Annotated in this window: 18 protein-coding genes and 1 tRNA gene; 11 read left to right on the forward strand and 8 right to left on the reverse strand. The window is 72.0% G+C overall.

From position 1 onward, the window contains the following. Nucleotides 1-40 precede the first annotated feature (40 nt). The 3 genes from HHX35_RS17060 to HHX35_RS17070 all read right to left on the reverse strand — a co-directional run bounded on the left by HHX35_RS17060 (nt 41) and on the right by HHX35_RS17070 (nt 2,763). Nucleotides 41-379 carry an FmdB family zinc ribbon protein gene (locus HHX35_RS17060; protein WP_182899804.1) on the reverse strand — a complete coding sequence of 113 codons (339 nt, stop codon included), beginning with the start codon at nt 377-379 and terminating at the stop codon, nt 41-43. Between the two features lie 269 nt (nt 380-648). After that, nucleotides 649-2,154 (reverse strand): potassium/proton antiporter, encoded by a 1,506-nt coding sequence (locus HHX35_RS17065; protein WP_182899805.1) that lies wholly within the window; start codon nt 2,152-2,154, stop codon nt 649-651. A gap of 33 nt (nt 2,155-2,187) precedes the next feature. Then, nucleotides 2,188-2,763, reverse strand: a complete 576-nt coding sequence (locus HHX35_RS17070; protein ID WP_396780261.1) for a 5-formyltetrahydrofolate cyclo-ligase — start codon at nt 2,761-2,763, stop codon at nt 2,188-2,190. A 24-nt stretch (nt 2,764-2,787) separates the two neighbouring features. Here HHX35_RS17070 and galU point away from each other — a divergent pair, with 24 nt between their 5' ends. The 8 genes from galU (at nt 2,788) to HHX35_RS17110 (ending at nt 9,606) form a co-directional block, all read left to right on the forward strand. After that, nucleotides 2,788-3,693, forward strand: coding sequence for a UTP--glucose-1-phosphate uridylyltransferase GalU (gene galU / locus HHX35_RS17075; RefSeq protein WP_139577238.1), 906 nt, complete (start codon nt 2,788-2,790; stop codon nt 3,691-3,693). Between the two features lie 4 nt (nt 3,694-3,697). After that, nucleotides 3,698-4,900, forward strand: coding sequence for a gephyrin-like molybdotransferase Glp (gene glp / locus HHX35_RS17080; protein WP_182899806.1), 1,203 nt, complete (start codon nt 3,698-3,700; stop codon nt 4,898-4,900). Then, nucleotides 4,897-5,373: a cyclic pyranopterin monophosphate synthase MoaC gene (moaC, locus tag HHX35_RS17085; protein WP_182899807.1), complete on the forward strand. Its 477-nt coding sequence runs from the start codon at nt 4,897-4,899 to the stop codon at nt 5,371-5,373. Before glp ends, moaC begins: the two co-directional genes overlap by 4 nt. 4 nt (nt 5,374-5,377) lie before the next feature. Next, nucleotides 5,378-5,854 carry a molybdenum cofactor biosynthesis protein B gene (locus HHX35_RS17090; RefSeq protein ID WP_285786235.1) on the forward strand — a complete coding sequence of 159 codons (477 nt, stop codon included), beginning with the start codon at nt 5,378-5,380 and terminating at the stop codon, nt 5,852-5,854. Between the two features lie 67 nt (nt 5,855-5,921). After that, nucleotides 5,922-6,563, forward strand: a complete 642-nt coding sequence (locus HHX35_RS17095) for a GNAT family N-acetyltransferase (RefSeq protein ID WP_139577242.1) — start codon at nt 5,922-5,924, stop codon at nt 6,561-6,563. A gap of 378 nt (nt 6,564-6,941) precedes the next feature. Next, entirely contained in the window at nt 6,942-7,673 is a 732-nt protein-coding gene (locus HHX35_RS17100; RefSeq protein ID WP_182899809.1) for a hypothetical protein, read from the forward strand. 50 nt (nt 7,674-7,723) lie between these two features. Further along, nucleotides 7,724-7,800 (forward strand) — tRNA-Ala (locus tag HHX35_RS17105). Nucleotides 7,801-8,163: 363 nt separating this feature from the next. Continuing rightward, entirely contained in the window at nt 8,164-9,606 is a 1,443-nt protein-coding gene (locus tag HHX35_RS17110; protein ID WP_220505538.1) for a cell wall metabolism sensor histidine kinase WalK, read from the forward strand. A gap of 19 nt (nt 9,607-9,625) precedes the next feature. Here HHX35_RS17110 and HHX35_RS17115 read toward each other — a convergent pair whose 3' ends face one another. Both HHX35_RS17115 and HHX35_RS17120 read right to left on the reverse strand, forming a co-directional pair. Beyond that, entirely contained in the window at nt 9,626-10,543 is a 918-nt protein-coding gene (locus HHX35_RS17115; protein ID WP_182899810.1) for an amidohydrolase family protein, read from the reverse strand. 11 nt (nt 10,544-10,554) lie between these two features. Further along, nucleotides 10,555-11,511 carry a YafY family protein gene (locus HHX35_RS17120; RefSeq protein WP_182899811.1) on the reverse strand — a complete coding sequence of 319 codons (957 nt, stop codon included), beginning with the start codon at nt 11,509-11,511 and terminating at the stop codon, nt 10,555-10,557. Nucleotides 11,512-11,602: 91 nt separating this feature from the next. On the opposite strand from HHX35_RS17120, the gene HHX35_RS17125 reads away from it, so the two are divergent. Beyond that, nucleotides 11,603-12,001 (forward strand): VOC family protein, encoded by a 399-nt coding sequence (locus HHX35_RS17125; RefSeq protein WP_396780266.1) that lies wholly within the window; start codon nt 11,603-11,605, stop codon nt 11,999-12,001. A 127-nt stretch (nt 12,002-12,128) separates the two neighbouring features. Beyond that, complete coding sequence (locus HHX35_RS17130) at nt 12,129-12,959, forward strand: cellulose binding domain-containing protein (protein WP_182899813.1); 831 nt, start codon at nt 12,129-12,131, stop codon at nt 12,957-12,959. A gap of 133 nt (nt 12,960-13,092) precedes the next feature. Here the strand turns inward: HHX35_RS17130 and HHX35_RS17135 are convergent, their stop codons facing one another. After that, nucleotides 13,093-14,466, reverse strand: coding sequence for a hypothetical protein (locus HHX35_RS17135; protein WP_182899814.1), 1,374 nt, complete (start codon nt 14,464-14,466; stop codon nt 13,093-13,095). Nucleotides 14,467-14,582: 116 nt separating this feature from the next. Then, nucleotides 14,583-16,088 (reverse strand): dolichyl-phosphate-mannose--protein mannosyltransferase, encoded by a 1,506-nt coding sequence (locus HHX35_RS17140; RefSeq protein ID WP_182900067.1) that lies wholly within the window; start codon nt 16,086-16,088, stop codon nt 14,583-14,585. Nucleotides 16,089-16,296: 208 nt separating this feature from the next. Here HHX35_RS17140 and rsmI point away from each other — a divergent pair, with 208 nt between their 5' ends. After that, a complete protein-coding gene (rsmI, locus tag HHX35_RS17145) occupies nt 16,297-17,118 on the forward strand; it encodes a 16S rRNA (cytidine(1402)-2'-O)-methyltransferase (RefSeq protein ID WP_139577252.1) in 822 nt (273 codons plus the stop codon). An 80-nt stretch (nt 17,119-17,198) separates the two neighbouring features. Here the strand turns inward: rsmI and HHX35_RS17150 are convergent, their stop codons facing one another. Next, complete coding sequence (locus HHX35_RS17150; RefSeq protein ID WP_310739141.1) at nt 17,199-18,707, reverse strand: hypothetical protein; 1,509 nt, start codon at nt 18,705-18,707, stop codon at nt 17,199-17,201. Between the last annotated feature and the right edge of the window lie 329 nt (nt 18,708-19,036).

Below are 19,036 nucleotides of genomic sequence, written 5' to 3' on the forward strand. Positions count from 1 at the left end.
CCGCACACCCGCCGTGTCCCGTCGGCCCCTGTGGATAACCTCAGGCGGCGGCGGTGGAGCCGGACGACGACGTGCTCGACGACGTGCTCGACGAGGAGGTGCTCGACGAGCTCGTGGAGGTCGCGGGCTCCTTCTTGCCCGAGTCGCCGGACGACTTCGAGGACGACGTCGTCGTGGTGGACGTGGTCGTCGACGAGCTCGACGAACGGCTGTCGGTCCGGTAGAAGCCGGAGCCCTTGAACACGATGCCAACGGCGGAGAAGACCTTGCGCAGCTTGCCCTGGCAGACCGGGCACTCCGTGAGCGGGTCGTCAGAGAACTTCTGGACGGCCTCCAGCTGCTCACCGCAAGCGGTACAGGCGTACTGGTAGGTAGGCACTCGCTCCTCCTGAGACTGGCACTCGACCGGGTCGATTGCTAATGGTAAGCAGTCAACAAGCCCAAACGCCACTCCAGCCCGGTTTATTGCCCCGCGCCGTCCCATTCGCTCACCCCGCGATCCGCCCGCGAACCGCCCGCGATCCGCTCGCGAACCGCCCGTGATCCGCTCGCGAACCGCCCGTGATCCGCTCGCGAACCGCCCGTGATTCGCCCGCGAAGCGCCCGTGATTCCCCGCGAAACCTCCGGACAACCCCGGGCGACGGCGGTCAGCCGCCGCGTTCGCCGTACCAGCCGGCGAGCTTGCCGCGGCGGCTGACGGCGCGCAGGCGGCGTTCGACGGTCTCCCGCTGGGCGGCCGTGGTGACCACGAGAAGCTGGTCGCCCGCCAGCAGCCGGGTCGTCTGCGTGGGGACGAACGACTGCCCCTTCCGCACGACGAGCGTGACCATGGTGTTCGCGGGCAGCCGGAGCTCGAAGATCTCCACGCCGTGCATGAGCGAGCCGGGCGGAATGCGGACCTGCAGCAGGTCGGCGTTCAACTCCCCCAGCGGCGCGGCCTCCACGTCGAGGTCGCGGGCCTCGCCCTCGGCGGCCAGGCCGAGCAGCCGGGCGAGGTACGGCAAAGTGGGCCCCTGCACGACCGTGAACACGATGACGATGATGAAGACGTCGTTGAACAGGCCCTTCGCCCCCGGCAGGCCGGCGGCCCAGGGGATCGCCGCCAGCACGATGGGCACCGCGCCGCGCAGCCCGGCCCACGACAGGAACACCTGCTCGCGCCACGACAGCGAGCCGAGCCGCAGGAGCCGCACCACCGCGCCGGACACCAGGACCGACGCCGGGCGGGCGAGCAGGACGAGCAGCAGGCCCGACACCAGGGCCGGGACGATCACGCCGGGCAGTTCGCGCGGATCGGCCAGCATGCCGAGCATGACGAACAGCCCGATCTGGGCGAGCCAGGCGGCGCCCTCCGCGAAGCCGCGCGTGGCGGCGCGGTGGGGGAGCCGGGCGTTGCCCAGGATCAGCGTCGTCAGGTACACCGCGAGGAACCCGCTGCCGTGCAGCAGCGTCGCCCCGCTGTAGGTCACGAACGCCAGCGCCAGCACCGCGATCGGGTAGAGGCCGGAGGCGGGAAGCGCGACCCGGCGCAGCGCGTACACCCCCGCCGGGCCCACGGCGAGGCCGACGGCCGCGCCGATGACCAGTTCGACGGCGGTGTCCAGCAGGACGTGCGGCAGCGAGAGGGTCAGTGACGAGCCCGCGCTCAGCATTATCACGAGGATGACGGTCGGGGCGTCGTTGAAGCCCGACTCCGCCTCCAGGATCCCGGCGAGCCGGGGCGGCAGCGGCAGCCGTCTCAGCACGGAGAACACGGCCGCCGCGTCGGTCGACGCCAGGAACGCGCCGAGCAGCAGCGCCATCCGCCACTCCATGCCGAGCAGGGCGGCGACGGTCACCGCGAGCACGACGACGCTGACCGCGATCCCGACCGTGGCGAGCACGAGCGCGGTCGGCACGGCGTCGCGTACGTGGTTCCAGTTGGTGGTGAGACCGCCCTCGGCGAGGATCACGGCGAGGGCGATCATGCCGAGCTGCTGGGCCGTCTGGGCGTTGTCGAAGTTGATGCCGACGATGCCGCCCTCACCGAGCAGCAGGCCGATGCCGAGGAAGATGAGCAGCGTGGGAAGGCCGGTGCGGTGCGCGATCCGTACGGACGCGATGGCCGCGATGACGACGGCGGCGGACAGCAGCAGCCAGACGTTCAGACCCACCCGCTCCCTTCGCCGTCCCTTAGGTCAATCTTGTCACATCTGTACCAATCGGGCGATTCCGCTCGGGAGGGCGGCGAAGCGTACGCGCTGGTCGTGGGGCTCGGTGGGAACCCCTTCGATCAGCTCGCCCTCGTGCAGGAGCGCCACCGTCGGCACGTTCGGCCCCACGCGGGCGAGCGCCCGGTCGTAGAAGCCGCCGCCGCGGCCGAGCCGTACGCCGGTGACCCGGTCCACGGCCAGGGCCGGCACGATGACCAGCGCGGCGGTGCGGATCGCGTCGACGCCGCGCCGGACGTCCACCGGCTCCATGATCCCGTTCGGGCCGGGCGCCAGCGAGTCGGGACCGTCGTACACCGCCCAGTCGAGGTCGCCGTCCGCGCGCTGCACCGGCAGCATCACCGTGGCGCCGTGTTTCCACAGGGCCAGGATCAGCCCCTGGGTGGACGGCTCGGCGCCGGTCGACCAGTAGCAGGCCACCAGCCCCGCCATCTGCACCCACGGCTGGTCGAGGAGTAACTCCCTGATGGCCGCCGACGACTCGCGCAGCGTCCCGGGATCGAGTTCCGACCGGCCGCGCAGGATACGCCGACGCAGGTTCATCTTGTCCAAAGACTGCTCCGTTAGTGTCTACTCATGGCTGACTTCGATCCCGTGACCAAAGCCGTCGTGCCCGCCGCGGGTCTCGGCACCCGCTTCCTTCCCGCGACGAAGGCGACTCCCAAGGAGATGCTGCCCATCGTCGACAAGCCGGCCATCCAGTACGTGGTGGAGGAGGCCGTCTCCGCCGGGCTGCTCGACGTCCTCATGGTGACCGGCCGCAACAAGCGCTCGATCGAGGACCACTTCGACGTAGCGTACGAGTTGGAGGACGCTCTTCGCGCCAAGGGCGACGAGGAGCGGCTCAACCAGGTGAAGGAGCCTGTCGACCTCGCCACCATGCACTACGTGCGGCAGGGTGAGCCCAAGGGCCTCGGCCACGCCGTCCTGTGCGCCAAGCAGCACGTCGGCCACGAGCCGTTCGCCTGCCTGCTCGGCGACGACATCATCGACCCCCGCGACCCGCTGCTCAAGCGCATGATCGAGGTGCGCGCGACCTACGGCGGCAGCGTCGTCGCGCTGATGGAGGTGCCACGCGAGCATGTCTCCCTGTACGGCGCCGCCGCCATTCTGCCGACCGACGAGGACGACGTCGTCCGCGTCACCGACCTCGTGGAGAAGCCCCCGGCCGACGAGGCGCCCTCGAACTGGGCCATCATCGGGCGGTATGTGATCGATCCCGCCGTGTTCGACGTGCTGGAGCGCACCCCGCCCGGGCGCGGCGGCGAGATCCAGCTCACCGACGCCCTGCGCACCCTGGCCTCGATGGGCCCGGAGGAGGGCGGCCCGGTGCACGGCGTGCTGTTCCGCGGCCGTCGCTACGACACCGGCAACAAGCTGGAGTATCTGCAGACCGTGGTGCAGTTCGCCGCGAACCGGGACGACCTCGCCCCCGAGTTCCTGCCGTGGCTGCGGGAGTTCCTGAACAAGTCCGGACAGTGAGCCGATGAAGTCCGTCGACCGCCATCTCGCCGGCATCCTCGCGACGGTGCGCCCGCTCGCACCGCTCGAGGTCGAGATCGAGGCCGCCCTCGGCGCCGTGCTGGCCGAGGACGTCGCCTCGCCCGTCGCGCTGCCGCCGTTCGACAACTCGGCGATGGACGGCTACGCCGTACGGGCCGAGGACGTGGCCGCCACGCCCGTCACACTGCCCGTGATCGGGGACGTGGCGGCGGGGGACGGCGGGCTGAACGCCCTCGGCCCCGGCCTGGTCACCCGCATCATGACCGGGGCGCCGATGCCCGCAGGCGCCGACGCCGTCGTGCCGGTGGAGTGGACCGACGGGGGCACCGCCCGCGTACGGATCGACAGGCCGGCGCCGGTCGGCAACGCGATCCGGCGGGCGGGTGAGGACGTGCGGGCGGGCGACGTGGTGCTCCGCGAGGGCGCCAGGATCGGGCCCGCCCAGATCGGCATCCTCGCCGGGGTCGGCCGCCGCCGGGTGCGGGTGCGGCCCCGGCCGAGGGTCGTCGTGCTGTCCACGGGTGCCGAGCTCGCCGAGCCCGGCACCCCGCTGGGCGCGGGGCGCATCTGGGAGTCCAACAGCTTCATGCTCGCCGCGGCCGTACGCGAGGCCGGGGCGGAGGGGTTCCGGGCCGGTTCGGTGACCGACGACCCCAAGGAGTTCATGGACACGCTGGACGCCCAGCTCCTGCGGGCCGACGCCGTGATCACCAGCGGCGGCGTCTCGATGGGGGCGTACGAACCGGTCAAGGAGGCCCTGTCACCGCTGGGCACGGTGACCTTCGAGAAGGTCGCCATGCAGCCGGGCATGCCGCAGGGCTTCGGCGTCGTGGGGCCCGACCGCGTGCCGATCTTCACGCTGCCGGGCAACCCGGTCTCGTCGTTCGTGTCGTTCGTGCTCTTCGTCAAGCCCGCTCTGCGGGCGATGCAGGGTCTCCCGGCAGGGCCGCCCCCGACCGTACGGGCAACGGTGACCGCGCCGCTGCGGTCTCCCGAGGGGAAGCGGTCATACCTGCGGGCCGTGCTGAGCAGAGATACCGGGGAGACGGGGGAGACCGTGGCGCCGGTGACCCGGCAGGGCTCGCACCAGCTCGCGGCGCTGGCCGGGGCGAACGCGCTGATCGTGGTGCCGGAGGACGTGACCTCGCTGCCCGAGGGCGCCGAGGTGGAGGTGATACCGCTATGAAGCTGACGCACGTGGACGAGTCGGGCGCCGCCCGGATGGTGGACGTCTCCGAGAAGGACGTCAGCGCGCGTACCTCCGTCGCGACGGGCCGGGTGCTGCTGTCGCCGGAGGCGGTGGCCGTGCTCCGCGCGGGAGACGTGCCCAAGGGCGACGCGCTCGGCGTCGCGCGCATCGCCGGGATCATGGGCGCCAAGCGCACCCCCGACCTCGTGCCGCTGTGCCACCCGATCGCCCTGACCGGCGTGAAGGTCGACCTGGCCGTCGTGGACGAGGGGGTGGAGATCACCGCCCGGGTCCGTACGACCGACAGGACGGGCGTCGAGATGGAGGCGCTCACCGCCGTCACCGTCGCGGCGCTCGCGCTGGTGGACATGGTCAAGGCGGTGGACCCGGCGGCGGTGATCACCGATGTCCGGGTCGAGGAGAAGACGGGCGGCAAGACGGGCCACTGGACCCGGTCCGGACAGGAGTGAGGGCGTGCGCGCGTTGGTGGTGACGGTGTCCAACAGGGCGTCCGCGGGCGTCTACGAGGACCGCTCCGGGCCGCTGCTGGCCTCCCTCCTCAAGGAGGCGGGCTGCGACCGGGTGGACGGGCCCCGCGTGGTCCCCGACGGGGACGCGGTCGAGGCCGCGCTGCGCGAGGGCGTCGCCGAAGGCTACGACGTGATCGTCACCACGGGCGGCACCGGGGTGACGCCCCTCGACCTCACCCCGGAGATGACCCGCCGGGTGCTGGACCGGGAGATCCCCGGCATCGCCGAGGCCATACGCCAGGTCAACCGGGAGAAGGTGCCGACGTCGATCCTGTCCCGTGGTCTCGCCGGGCAGGCCGGCAGGACGCTGGTGGTCAACCTGCCCGGGTCCTCCGGCGGCGTACGGGACGGCATGGCCGTGCTGACCCCGATCCTGGGTCACGTGGTCGACCAGATCCACGGCGGCGACCATGCCCGCTGAGGAGCCCGCCGAGACCGGGGCGCGTCCCGCGTGGCGCGTTGACCGTGTTCCGGTGGATGATTGACGAATGGATCGACTTCGCGGCTGGCCGGCGTCCATGGCCGAGGGGCCCGTCGGGCTGCGGCCGCTGCGCCTGCGTGACGTGCGGGACTGGCGCGACACCCGGTTGCGCAACGCCGAATGGCTCCGGCCCTGGGAGCCGAGCAACCCGGAGACCCCGCTGTTCCGCACCGGTCTCGGGCCGTACGTCTCCATGGTCGGCACGCTGCGCCGCGAGGCCCGCCAAGGGCTCGCCATGCCCTGGGTCGTGACGTACGAGGGACGCTTCGCGGGGCAGCTCACCGTGGGGGCGATCGTGTGGGGGTCGGCCCGCTCCGCGCAGGTGGGCTACTGGGTCGACGGCGCGCTCGCCGGGCGGGGCATCATCCCGACCGCGCTCGCCATGGCGGTGGACCACTGCTTTTTCACGACCGGTTTACACCGACTTGAGGCCAACATCCGGCCGGAGAACCACGCCAGCCGCAGAGTCGTGGAGAAGCTCGGGTTCCGCGAGGAGGGCATCCGCCGGCGTCAACTGCACATCGACGGTGCCTGGCGTGACCACATCTGCTACGCGCTGACCGTCGAGGACGTGCCGCGCGGACTGCTCGTCCAGTGGCGCCGCACCATGAACTCGGCCGCCCGCCGCAGCGAGTCCAGCCCCGGTTAGGAGACGGCGCCCGGCCGGCTGCAATCGAAGGGCAAACCGATCACTAGCGGGCGCTGTGATGCTCCGTGGCGGTAACCGAAACCGCGTCACGGGAGGCACCCACATGAGGAAGCGGACTCCGTCCATCGCACCCCGGCCGCCGCTGGCCCACCGGTAGCAGGTCTTCATCGCGAGCGACGGGCGTGGCCTGTGGGAACCACGCGCTCGCACGGGATCGAATTACATGAAGAGCTTTGACGATCTCGCGACACACCGGACTGAATGCTCGTCATTCAGTGACACACAGTCCTACGGTGCGTGACGTGAACACCTCTCCGCCGACACAGGGCCACGGACGTGTTCACCATGCCCATAGCCGGAGGGCGTGGGGGTGGGCGCATGGGTAGCGCCCTGCTCTACCTCGCCATCGTCGTCATGTGGCTCAGCGTCCTGCTGCCCATGTGGCTGCGCCGGGACCGGCACACCGACGACGAGCTGTTCGAGGAGCAGCCGGAGGCCTTCACGCTGTCCGAGTTGCCCGCCGACGACTCCTCGGAGGCCGCCGGTTCCAACGACGCTTCCGACGAGGCCTCCGGCGACTCCGACGGCACCGGTGACGCGGACGGCGGCGACGCCGACACGGTCGTCACCCCGCCGGCCGTGTCCGCGGGCTCCGCCGATCCCGCCGCGTCCTCCGCTGCGGCGCCGGGCGCCGAGACCGTCACCCCGGACCAGATCGCGGCGGAGCGGCACGCACGGGCCCGTCGTGTCGCCGCCCACCGGCGCGCCCGGATCCTCGCCCGGCGCCGGCGGCGGCTTCTGTGGAGCATCCTGCTCGTGCTGGCCTCCGTGGTCACCGCGGCCGTCCGCGTGATGCCCTGGTGGGCCGTCGCGCCCTCGGGCGTGCTCCTCGTCGGCTATTTCGCCGTGCTGCGCGTGGCCGTACGCGCGGACAGGGAGCAGCGGGAGAAGGCCGCCCGGGCGCGGGCCGAGCACCTGCGCCGCCGGCGGGAACGCCGCCGCGCCCTGGCGGCGGCGGCCCGCGAGGCGGAGATCATCAAGTTCGAGGCGCGCAAGCGCGTCCAGGTCTTCGACCAGTACGCCGACGGGCGCCGCGCGGCCGGAGACTGAGTCGGTGGCGCGAACACCCCGGAGAGTTTGCTAATCTAGTCGAGGTCGTTGGGGCTATAGCGCAGTCCGGTAGCGCACTTCGTTCGCATCGAAGGGGTCTGGGGTTCAAATCCCCATAGCTCCACCACGACGAAGGCCCGTCAGGTGATCCACCTGGCGGGCCTTTTCGCTGCTCGGAGCCGGGTGCCACCTGCGGCACGCCTACCGCCACGTCAAGGCCCCTGAAGGTGAGTGGGAAGCCTCGGTTTCCCGCGCCTTGGTCGGCCCGCGCCGGCCGTTACAGGTCCTTTTGGCGGCCTGATGGAAGCCGAGGAGGGCAGGACCCGCGGTCGGCGGCTGTCTCCCGTGGGGTCACGTGGAGGAGACGTGGAAGAACCCCTGGCGTTCCACAGGAGATGCGGGCAGGGTCTTGACGCTCCGTGGAGATTGCGGGATCGCCTCTTTCCCGGCCCTTTCCGCCCCGTGTGGTCCACTGGCCGGAGGGGACAGGATGAACCTGCAGGGCCGTTTCTCCATCACCAGCCGCATCACCCTGTTCACCGGGGTGGTGGCCACCCTGCTGTGCGCGCTGCTGGCCCTGCTCCTCATGACGGCCGTGCACCACTACGCCAGCGACACCGTCACCAGGGAGGTCGCGGCGGCGGGCGGCCGCGTGGCCGTCCAGATGGAGCGGGGACAGCTGGCCTATCCCCTTGCCGGGCGCGAGTTCCGCCACCTTCAGGTGGTCGACCCATCCGGCCGCGTGGTCGCCTCGACCCCCGATGTGCGGGGCATGCCGAGGATGGCGCGCTTCGTCCCGCGGGACAGCAGGAACAGCGCGACCTGCGTCGTGTGCGGCGGCATCTTCCCGGCTGCCGACTGCGACATCGTCGTGGCGCAGTGGGCGCACCGCGCGGGCGAGAGGTGGATGGTCTACAGCGCTTCCCCTGAGGTGCCCCCGTGGGTCGACCCCCGCCTGGCCGCGCTGGTGGGAGTGGGCGCGGCGGCGCTGGCCGCGGCCATCACCTACCTCGGCTACCGGAACGTACGGGCATCGCTCAGGCCGGTGAACGCCATCCGGGCGGAGCTCGACGAGATCAACGGGGACTGTCCCGGTCGCCGTGTGCCGGTGCCGGCCACGGACGACGAGATCCAGGGGATGGCCGAGAGCGTGAACCACACGCTCGGCCGGTTGGACACCGCGCTGCGGCAGGTGCAGAGCGCGCTGCGGCAACAGCGTGAGTTCGTCTCCAACGCCTCCCACGACCTGCGCACTCCGATAGCGGCCATGCGCGCGGAGGTGGAGGACGGGCTTCTCGCGCCGCAGGAGACCAGCGTGCCGGAGCTGGGTTCGGTCCTCCTGCCCAGCCTCGACCGGCTACAGGCGATCGTGCACGACCTGCTCACCCTCGAACGACTCGACCACGGCATGCGCGGCGAGCAGCACCGGCTCGATCTGGCCGAGGTCGTGGCCGCCGAGCTGCGCAACCGCCGTCACCCGGCCAAGCGGATCGATTCCGCCCTCCAGCCCGGGGCGCTCGTGCTCGGCGACAGGGTGGGTCTGGCCCGCCTGCTGACCAACCTCCTCGACAACGCCGAACGGCACGCCTCCTCGACGATCACCGTGTCCGTACGGCACGAGCCCGGCGGCGACTGCGGCGATCGGCGCTTTCCGCAGGGTGCGGCGGTGCTGGAAGTCGTCGACGACGGGCCGGGGATCGAACGGGACAAGCGCGAGATGGTGTTCGACCGGTTCACCCGGTTGGACGCGGCTCGAAGCAGGGACGCCGGAGGCGCGGGGCTGGGGCTGCCGATCGCCAGGCAGATCGCGCAGACCCACGGCGGCAGCCTGACGATCGAGGACAGCCCCGTCGGCGCCCGCTTCGTCCTGTGCCTCCCGTTCGCTCCCGCCGAGGTGACGACGGCACCGGCCGACGACAGCCTGTCTTCCTGAACCCCCCGCTCCGCGAGGATCACCTTCGGCGGTTCGCCTCGTACAGACCGAAGATCCTGGCGGCGTTGTCGTGACAGACCGCGCGCAGCCACCCGTCCCCGAGGTCCAGGCCGGCCAGGGCCGACAGCGCCTCCGCGTACGGGTAGGGGATGTTGGGGAAGTCGGTGCCGAGCAGGACGCGGTCCTGAAGCTCCAGCAGCAGCGGGACGGCATCCCGGGGGAAGGGCGCGGTCTCCTCGGTGAAGCCGGTGAAGGCCATCGTCGTGTCCAGGCAGACCGCCGGATGACGCAGGGCCAGGGCGAGGAACTCGGCGTACTCGGGAGTGCCCATGTGGGCGATCACGAGCGGCAGCCGGGGATGCCGGGCGAGCAGGGCCGCGATCGGCTCCGGCCCGGTGTGCGGGCCGGGGGCCGGGCCTGATCCGCAGTGGGTCACCACCGGGATGCCGTGATCCTCCAGCAGCCCCCAGACCTCGTCGAGCAGCGGGTCGTTCGGGTCGTACCCGCCGACCTGGAGGTGCGCCTTGAACACCCGGGCACCCGCCTCGACCGCCCGCGCGACATACCGCGCGGCGCCGGGTTCGGGGAAGAACGTCGCCGTGTGCAGGCAGCCGGGCACTCGGGCGGCGAAGCCGGCGGCCCAGTCGTTCAGCCACTCCGCCATGCCGGGCTTGTGGGGGTAGAGCATGGAGGTGAACGCCCGCACGCCGAAGGCCCTGAGCCGTCCGAGGCGGTCGTCCTCGGGCAGCCGGTAGGTGATCGGCCAGGTCCTGCCGACGAGCGGCCCGGCGGAGTCGAAGTACGCCCACACCTTGGCCAGGACGCGTTCCGGCATGAAATGGGTGTGGACGTCGATCAGGCCGGGCAGGCCCAGCGTCCGCCAGAACGCGTTCACGTGTCGGATGTCGTCGTCCGCGGCAAGTGTCTCGTCCGGCATGACCTCACACGCTACCCGCCCCCCGCCGCCCGGTAGCGCTCGGCGAGCGCGCGCAGGTGGGCGCGCAGCTCGGGCGGGTCGAGCACGGTGAAGGGCACGTCGAGCGCGGTGAGGAAGGCCGTCAGATTGTGGAGTGAGTCGCCGCCGGTCTCCAGCACGCAGGCGTCCGCGCCGTCGGCGCGCAGCAGGCCGGCCGCGGCGGTGAGCCTCGCGCCCATGACCTCGACAGGCGCGTGCAGCCTCACGACGGCCGGGTGCCTCCAGGCGGCCGAGCCCGCCCCGCGTACGACGTGGGCGGCGGCGTCGCCCTCGGGTGGTTCGCGCGGGGTGAAGCGGGGGCCGTTGGGGGTGCGGAGCCGCACGCGGTCGGCGCGGAAGGTCCGCCAGTCGCGCCGGTCGACGTCCCAGGCCAGCAGATACCAGCGCCGCCCGGTGAACACGAGCCGGTGCGGCTCGGCCGTGCGGCGCCCCTCGTTGCCCCGGTGGTCGAGGTAGTCGAAGCGCAGGGTCTCGCGGTCGCGGACGGCCGCCGCGATCGATGTCAGCGTCTCGGGATCCACGGTGGGGCCGTGGCCCGGCACCGCGACCGTGGCGGCGCGAACGGCCTCGATCCGGTGCCGCAGCCGCGACGGCAGCATGCGCTGGAGCTTGGTGAGCGCGCGCAGCGAGGTCTCCTCGATGCCGGTCACGGTGCTGCCCGCGGCGGCCTGCAGGCTGACGACCACGGCGACGACCTCCTCGTCGTCCAGCAGCAGCGGGGGCAGGGCGGACCCCGCGCCCAGCCGGTAACCGCCGGCCGTGCCGGTCGTCGACTGGATCTCGTAGCCCATGACGCGCAGCCGCTCGACGTCGTTGCGCACGGTCCTGGTGGTCACCGCGAGCCGGTCCGCCAGCTCGGCGCCGGACCAGCCGGGCCGCGCCTGGAGCAGCGCCAGCAACCGCAGCAGCCGTACGGAGGTTTCCAGCATGGCCACAGTCTCCCGCGCATTGCGGAACCGCACGTTCCTCAAGGCCTCCTAGCGTTCATCTCCAACGAAGGGAGCACGAATGTTGCGCGGAATGACGACCGTGAGTTTCTGGGCGGACGACGTCGAGCAGGCGAAGAGGTGGTACGCGGAGCTGCTCGGCGTGGAGGCGTACTTCGAGCGCCGGGGACCGGACGGGCGGCTCGCCTACGCCGAGTTCCGCCTCGGTGATTACCAGCACGAACTGGGACTGATCGACCGCCGCTACGCGCCGCACGACGCGGGCGGGCCGGGCGGGGCCGTCGTCTACTGGCACGTCGACGACGTGACGGCGAGCCTGGCCAGGCTGCTGTCGATGGGCGCCGCCGAGCACGAGGCGCCGACGGAGCGCGGCCCGGGGTTCGTCACCGCCTCGGTCGCCGACCCGTTCGGCAACATCGTGGGGATCATGTACAACGCCCACTACCTGGAGGTCCTCGACGGCCGCGCCTGAAAGTTGCAGCACCGTGCGCCGCCCACCAGGCGCGTACGGCCGTGCGAGCCGCCGCCCGTTGACCGGCCGCCGCCCGGCGCTCACGATCGCCGTCACCGAGCCGTTGACCACACGAGGAGTGCGGACGATGAGATCGAAGACGGGGATGGGCGCCTGGGTGACGGCGGTGCTCCTGGCGGCCGCCGCGCTCGTCGCACCGGCGGCGGTGGAGACCGAGGCGGGGGCCACGGCCTACGCCCTCACGACGGCGCCGCCGCCGCCCACGCCCATCCCCTGCGAGTCGGGCACGCCGTCGGCGGGCACGCCGCCGACCGCTCCGGGGACGCCGGAGATCGTCCATGTGCTCCTGAACGCGGTCAGCCTGCGCTGGGCGCCCGCCACCGACGAGGACGGCATCGCCTGTTACCGGGTGCAGGAGACGCGCGACGGCGTCACGTCCGTCAAGGCGACCTTCGGGCCCAACGCCACCGGTGGCGAGCTCACCCTGCGCTGGCCGCCCAGCGGTGTCGCTTTCGAGGACCACGAGCTGCACGTCGTGGCCGTGGACACAGAGGGAGCCGTCTCGCCCGCGTCGGGGTCCGTGACCGTGAGGATCTACAACGACGTCATCACCACGCCGTCGCCGTCCCCACGGCCGATCACCTGCCGGGTGACCTACCGATCGTTCGGCTTCAACGGCACCATGAGCTCGAACATCTCGATCACCAACACCGGCGCCGCACCCGTACACGACTGGCGGCTCACGTTCCTCTTCACCGACTCGGGGCAGATGGTGTTGTCGGGGTGGTCGGCCACCTGGTCCCAGACCGGCTCCGAGGTGACGGCGGCGGCCCCGTCCTGGGGCAGCGACATCGCTCCCGGTCAGACGGTGTACATCGGCTTCAACGGGTACTACTCCGGGGTCAACTCCAACCCCGTGCAGTGGCGTCTCAACGGCGCGCCCTGCACCCCCGCCTGAGGTCGCCCTGACCCGCTTCGCGGGCACCCCGTGGAGCCCGCGGCGAGCCCGCGGCGAGCCCGCGGCGAGCGCGCGGCGAGCGCGCGGGGAGCCCGCGAGGTGCATGCGGAGTGCACGCGGGTGCCCGCCGGGTTCAGCCGAGGCCGGCGTACTGGCGGGGGCGCAGGGCCTGCGCGCGCAGCGCGGCGAGCGCGGCGCGCCGCCCGGCATCCGTGAGCCGCCACGGCACGGCGTCCGCCGCACGCCTCGCGCTCTCGGACGCTCGGCCCGCCGCCGTCTCCGGCGCTGGGCCCGTCGCCTCCGGTGTGTGGGCCGCGGTCTCCAGCCCGAGGGCGTCGAGGCGGTGCCGGAGCCGGGCGAGCGGGCCGGTGAGGTCGGCGCCGCCGACCCGGCCGCCGTCCGTGGCGCGCCAGCCCTCGCCGTTGACCACCTCGGCGACCCGGTCGCGCAGCTCGCCGTCCCGCACCACGTCGCGGTCCACCAGGATCATCAGCGCCGACTCGCGGATGGAGACCTCGAAGTCGTGCTCCCCGGGGGCGGGGACGAGCAGCGTGGGCGCGGCCGCCTCCCACATCGCGGCGCGGTCGTCCAGCAGGTTCCTGCCCGTGGTCGTGAGCACCAGCCTCCGGCCGCTGCGCCGCAGCGCCCCGAGATCGTGTACGGCGATCTGCCGCAGCTCGGTGAGAGCGGGCACGTCGGCCTCGCCGCGCACCACCCCGGACCTGGTCCGATTGCCCCAGCCGAACCGGTCGGCCGCCTCGGCGGCCACGGCGCGCCCGACGTTGAGCCGCTCGGTCAGGCGTACCCCGGTGCGGGCCAGGCCGAGCAGCCAGCGCAGCGGTTCGAGGTGCGGCTCGTCCGGAGCCGTGATGGGGGCGTGCAGCCGCACCTCGAAGGGCTGGGCGAGCTCGCGGCGGGCGGTGCCGCGTCCGAGCACCCAGCGGTTCAGCCGCTCGCCGTGGACCCGGTGCAGCCAGCAGTCGCCGCCCAGCTCGGCGCGGGGCGCGGTGAGCCAGCGGCGGGTCAGCTCCTCACGGTCCACCGGGTCGCCGGTGACGATGGCCAGCTCCAGGGCGGCCGCGCACGCGACGTGCGCCCCGAGCTCCTCCGGCCCCATGATCGAGCTCCACGACAGCTCGGCGATGTCCGGGGGCAGCACCCCGGTGGCCTCGAGCTCACGGTGGTAGGCGGCGGCCCCGGCCTCCTCGCCCTCCCTGGCGTACGTCAGCAGGATCCGGGCGGTGGCCGGGGAGTCGCACAGGGCGGCGTAACGCTCCATGCCCGCGAGCCTGAGCAGCCGGCCGAGGGCCCTGGCGATGGTCGCCTGGTCGCCCGGCACCTTGAGCGGCAGCGTGTACCAGAGGAACTCGCACACGTCGAACTGGCTGATGGTCTCCAGCGCCTCGCCGCCGGCGAGCCACTCGACCGCGACGCGGGCGGGCTCGGCGATGTCCGGCTCGGAGCGCTCCAGTTGGGCGAGGAGCGCGGCGACGTCAGGTGCGGGCATGACCCGCAGTCTGCCGTATCGACCCCATCGTTGACGACGACCGGGCATCACTCGCGACCACCCCCCCTCTGGGTGCACCTTAGGGCGCGACGTACGCGCCCAACCATACGGGGGTGTCAGATCCACGAGTCGAACAGCATCCTCGCGTGCCAGGAGTCGTACGGGATGGACTCGGCGGCGATCACGGGATAGAGCCACCCGAAGTTCACCAGAGCCAGGAGCACGAACGCGCCGACCACGGCCGTGCCGGTCACACGCCGGTTGGGCCGGGCCGGATTCTCGCTGCCGATGATCAGTCCGCAGGCCAGCACGAGTGCCAGGATCATGAACGGCACCATCGGCATCGCGTAGAACATGAACATCGTCCGGTTGTCCGCGATGGCGAAGTAGAACCACGGCAGCCATCCGGCGGCGTAGCCGAGCAGCACCGCGCCCGCCCGCCAGTCGCGGGTCGCGACGTACCAGGCGATCATGCCGATCAGCGCGAGCACACCGGCGAACCAGATGACCGGCGTTCCGGTGCCGAGGACCGCCCAGGAGCAGGAGGCGGCGCCGCAGTTCTTCGGCGACTCATAGAAGAACGCCACCGGGCGCAGCAGCAGCGGCCACTGCCACGGCTCGGACTGGTACGGGTGGCTCGTTTCCAGACCGGTGTGGAAGGTGAGCACCTGCTTCTGGTAGTCGAACCACGAGCGGAGCGAGTCGATGACGAAGTAGACCGGGCCGCTCGAGGTGGCCTGGTCCCAGTTGCGGCCGTATCCCTTGTCGGTGACGAACCACCCCGTGAACGACAGGACGTAGGTGACGATCGGGACGACCGCCATCCACGCCGCGGCGAGCGGCAGGTCGCGGCGGACGACCACGCCGTACGGCCGGGGCGTTCCGACGGCCCGCCGGGCGCCCGCGTCCCACAGCAGCGACATGATCGCGAAGGCGGCGATGTAGAAGCCGCCGGTCCACTTGGTGGCCATGGCCAGGCCGAGGCACACCCCGGCGGCCAGGCGCCAGGGCCGCAGGCCCAGCCGCGGACCGTCCGCGGGCGACCCCGCCTCGTGCCAGTCCGCGAGCCGGCCGCGGGACCAGTCCCGGTCGGCCACGAGGCAGGCGAAGCCGGCGAGCACCCAGAACATCAGGAAGATGTCCAGCAGCGCCGTACGGGACAGCACGAAGTGGAGGGCGTCGAGGGACAGCAGCAGACCGGCCGCGCAGCCGAGCAGCGTCGAGCGGGTCATCCTGCGGGCCGTGCGGGCGAGGATCAGGATGGACAGCGTGCCGAGCAGCGCGGCGGTGAAGCGCCAGCCGAACGGGTTCGCTCCGAAGATCATCTCGCCGAAGCCGATCAGCCACTTGCCGACCGGCGGGTGCACCACGTAGGAGGCGCACTCGCTCACCGAGCCGCACTGCTTGAAGATGTGCTCGTTGCCGGCGAGCAGGAGCTTGTCCGCCCCGTCCACGAACTGCCGTTCGACGCCGTACTTGACGGTGGCGAAGGCGTCCTTGGCGTAATACGTCTCGTCGAAGACGACCGAATGCGGTGTGCCCAGCCGGTAGAACCGGAGGAACCCGCCGAAGAGGGCGACCAGGATGGGGCCGAGCCAGCCCCACATGGCGCTGCCGGGCATGGGCGGCACGAGCCGGTCGCGCAGGGAAACCGCGGGAGCGTTGTCCTGTGGTCCCTCTTCCGGCTGCTCGAACGCCTTGTGAGAATAGTCGGTCACGGCCACGCCGACAGATTACTGGTGAGTCCCCGCCAAGGACACGGGTCGCGCGTGGATTGGGCCAACCGGCCGCTCGTCGATGAATGTTTCACGCCCGCCATAGGGTGGACGCGTGCTCGTTCTCGCCGCAGCCCCGATCGGCCAGCCCAAAGACGCGTCCCCACGGCTGCGCGAGGTGCTCGCCGCGGCCGACGTGATCGCCGCGGAGGACACCCGCCGGCTGCGGCGGCTCGCGGCCGACCTGGAGATCGCCATCGGGGGCCGCGTGGTGTCCTACTACGACGCCAACGAGAGTGCCAGGGCCGCCGAGTTGCTGGAGGCGCTGCGCGAGGGACGGACCGTCGTCGTGATCACCGACGCGGGGATGCCGGGCGTCTCCGACCCCGGCTATCGGCTCACCCGCCTCGCGGTCGAGGCCGGTCTGCCCGTGACGGCGCTGCCCGGCCCGTCGGCGGTGACGACCGCCCTCGCCGTCTCCGGCCTGCCGAGCGACCGGTTCTGTTTCGAGGGGTTCCCTCCGCGAAAGCCGGGGGAGCGGGCCAGGCGGCTGGCTGCGCTGGCGGCCGAGGAGCGCACGATGGTGTTCTTCGAGGCGCCGCACCGCCTGCACGCGACCTTGGAGGCGATGGCGGAGGCCTTCGGCGCGCAGCGGCCCGCCGCCGTCTGCCGGGAGCTCACCAAGACCTACGAGGAGGTGCGGCGCGGCGGCCTCGGCGAGCTGGCCGAATGGGCCGCGGGCGAGGTCAGGGGCGAGATCACGCTGGTGGTGGCGGGACGGACCGCCGAGGAGGCCGCGCCGGGCATCGAGGAACTGGTCGAGGAGGTGGCCAGGCGCGAGGGCGCGGGCGTGCCGCGCAAGCAGGCCATCGTCGAGGTGGCCAAGTCGGCCGGCGTCCCCAAGCGCGACCTCTACAACGCCGTCCACGGCGTCTGACCCCGGGAAAACGCCCGGCCCCGGGAAACGCGATCCGCGGCGCCCGACCCCCGGGCGGGGACCGGGCGCCGCGTGCCGGGTCAGCGGAGCGAGGGGCGGCGCCGCGAGGACGGGCGCAGCGACGACGGGCGCAGTGGCGACAGGCGCAGGGAGGACAGCCGCGGCGAGGGGCGGCCCAGCAGACCGGCGGCGGTGATGCCGGCGGCGAGGCAGGCGAGCGGCACCGCGGGCAGCAGGTAGCGGTAGTCGAACTCGGCGGTCGCCGCCGGGGCCAGGATCAGTCCCACCGCCCCCAGCCAGGGCAGCAGCTCGGGCCCGCCGAGGTCGCGCCAGCGTCGCGCCACGCCGTACAGGCCGAACAGCAGCAGCAGGCCCAGCACGATGCCCGGCAGCCGTACGACCTTCTGGTAGCCGATCATGATGTCCGACCACGGCGAGACCACGTGCGTCGCGGCCGGGCCGTTCTCGTACGCCTCGGCGTCCTTGTCCGTGGTGCTGTGGTAGGAGCTCCACTTGGGCAGCTTGCGGGTGTACTCGTTGTCGAACTCGTACTGCAGGAAGGTCTTGGCGTCGGGGAACCGCGGGCGGCCCCACTGGAAGGCGCGGAAGAAGTCCTTGGCCACCGCGGCCAGGTAGTCGCCCGGCTGGGACAGGATCGCCTTCTTCGCGAACGCGCTGGCGTTCGCGTTGATCTCCGGGGTGAACTTCATGCCCGAGCCGAAGACGTGGAGCTGGTTCTGGTCGTCCCACCACAGGTACGCCTGCGCGGACAGGCCGCGGTCCTTGGGCGCGACGTTGATGCACAGCAGCGCCAGCTCGAGCTCGCGGCGCTCGTCGATGTTCATCTTGTGGCAGTCGGCGAACAGCGACGTCCTCATGTAGAGGATCACCCCGTCGCTGTTGGTCATCGCGAACTGGCCGTTCACCGCCTTGAACCAGCCCATGTAGGCGAGCACGGGCAGCGCGCACGCGGCGATCATGGCGGCGATCGGCTTCCAGCCCGCCCGCTTGATCACCAGATAGGCCACGACCAGGGCGAGGATGGGCAGGCCGATGCTCCGGGTCAGCGCCGTCAGCGCGAGCAGCAGGCCGACCACGGTCCCGCCCCGCCAGGTCATTCGCTCCCGCCACAGCACGAGCGTCACCACGCCCACGACGAGCAGGATGAACATGGTGTCCGACATGATCAGCTGTTCGAGCTGGATCTGGTAGGCGTCGAACATCACGGGGGCGGCGGCCAGCGTCGCCCCCCAGCCTGGCATCCCAAATCTTCTGGTCAGCAGCGCATAGATAAGGAACGCCGCCGCCAGGCCCATGAGGTGCTGGGTCAACACCACGAGCGAGAAACTGTGGAACGGCTTGAGCAGCAGCAGCCAGAAGCCGTACCCGTCCGGGCGGATCGGGTGCGGACGCGGGCGCAGCGCCACGGACACGTAGTCGTAGGAGTCGTTGAACCACATGGCCGGGCCGAAGCCCAGCATCGTGACGATCCGCAGCACGAAGGCGACGCCGAGCGTGACCGCGAAGACCCGGTGGCGGCGCAGCAGGGCGAGCGGACGGCCCCAGCCGCCGACAGGGGAGGCGTTCACCGACGGAGGATCCGCGATCGCGACCATCAAAGTCGCGCGGAGCCGACCGCCTGCTTCAGCCGGCGGGTGCGTCCGCGCTTCCTCCCCTCGAATCTCGCCGGTTCCTTCGAATGGACACCCGCGGGCATGTGGCGGAAAACCGCGCCACCCGGCCGGAGTTCCGGCACTTCACCTGCGGGCATACCGCGCACGCCGACGTGGCCGGCGCGCTGAGAATTCTCCGGGCCGGGCTCGTCCTCTGCGACGCCGCTTGGCCGGCGACGCGGGGAGCCCGCCGCTCCAGCGGTGGGTGGAGTCACGGTTACAGAATGCCAGCCGTTTCGCGGACT

Source organism: Microbispora sp. H10830, from assembly GCF_014161375.1.
Taxonomy (GTDB): domain Bacteria; phylum Actinomycetota; class Actinomycetes; order Streptosporangiales; family Streptosporangiaceae; genus Microbispora; species Microbispora catharanthi.

Excerpts from the sequence above, each read along its gene's own strand:
- HHX35_RS17130 (WP_182899813.1), top strand. The coding sequence starts at position 12,129 with ATGAGATCGAAGACGGGGATGGGCGCCTGGGTGACGGCGGTGCTCCTG.
- HHX35_RS17100 (WP_182899809.1), top strand. The coding sequence starts at position 6,942 with ATGGGTAGCGCCCTGCTCTACCTCGCCATCGTCGTCATGTGGCTCAGC.
- HHX35_RS17120 (WP_182899811.1), bottom strand. The coding sequence starts at position 11,511 with ATGCTGGAAACCTCCGTACGGCTGCTGCGGTTGCTGGCGCTGCTCCAG.
- HHX35_RS17135 (WP_182899814.1), bottom strand. The coding sequence starts at position 14,466 with ATGCCCGCACCTGACGTCGCCGCGCTCCTCGCCCAACTGGAGCGCTCC.
- HHX35_RS17115 (WP_182899810.1), bottom strand. The coding sequence starts at position 10,543 with ATGCCGGACGAGACACTTGCCGCGGACGACGACATCCGACACGTGAAC.
- galU (WP_139577238.1), top strand. The coding sequence starts at position 2,788 with ATGGCTGACTTCGATCCCGTGACCAAAGCCGTCGTGCCCGCCGCGGGT.
- moaC (WP_182899807.1), top strand. The coding sequence starts at position 4,897 with ATGAAGCTGACGCACGTGGACGAGTCGGGCGCCGCCCGGATGGTGGAC.
- HHX35_RS17095 (WP_139577242.1), top strand. The coding sequence starts at position 5,922 with ATGGATCGACTTCGCGGCTGGCCGGCGTCCATGGCCGAGGGGCCCGTC.
- HHX35_RS17140 (WP_182900067.1), bottom strand. The coding sequence starts at position 16,088 with ATGCCCGGCAGCGCCATGTGGGGCTGGCTCGGCCCCATCCTGGTCGCC.
- HHX35_RS17110 (WP_220505538.1), top strand. The coding sequence starts at position 8,164 with ATGAACCTGCAGGGCCGTTTCTCCATCACCAGCCGCATCACCCTGTTC.
- HHX35_RS17125 (WP_396780266.1), top strand. The coding sequence starts at position 11,603 with ATGACGACCGTGAGTTTCTGGGCGGACGACGTCGAGCAGGCGAAGAGG.
- glp (WP_182899806.1), top strand. The coding sequence starts at position 3,698 with ATGAAGTCCGTCGACCGCCATCTCGCCGGCATCCTCGCGACGGTGCGC.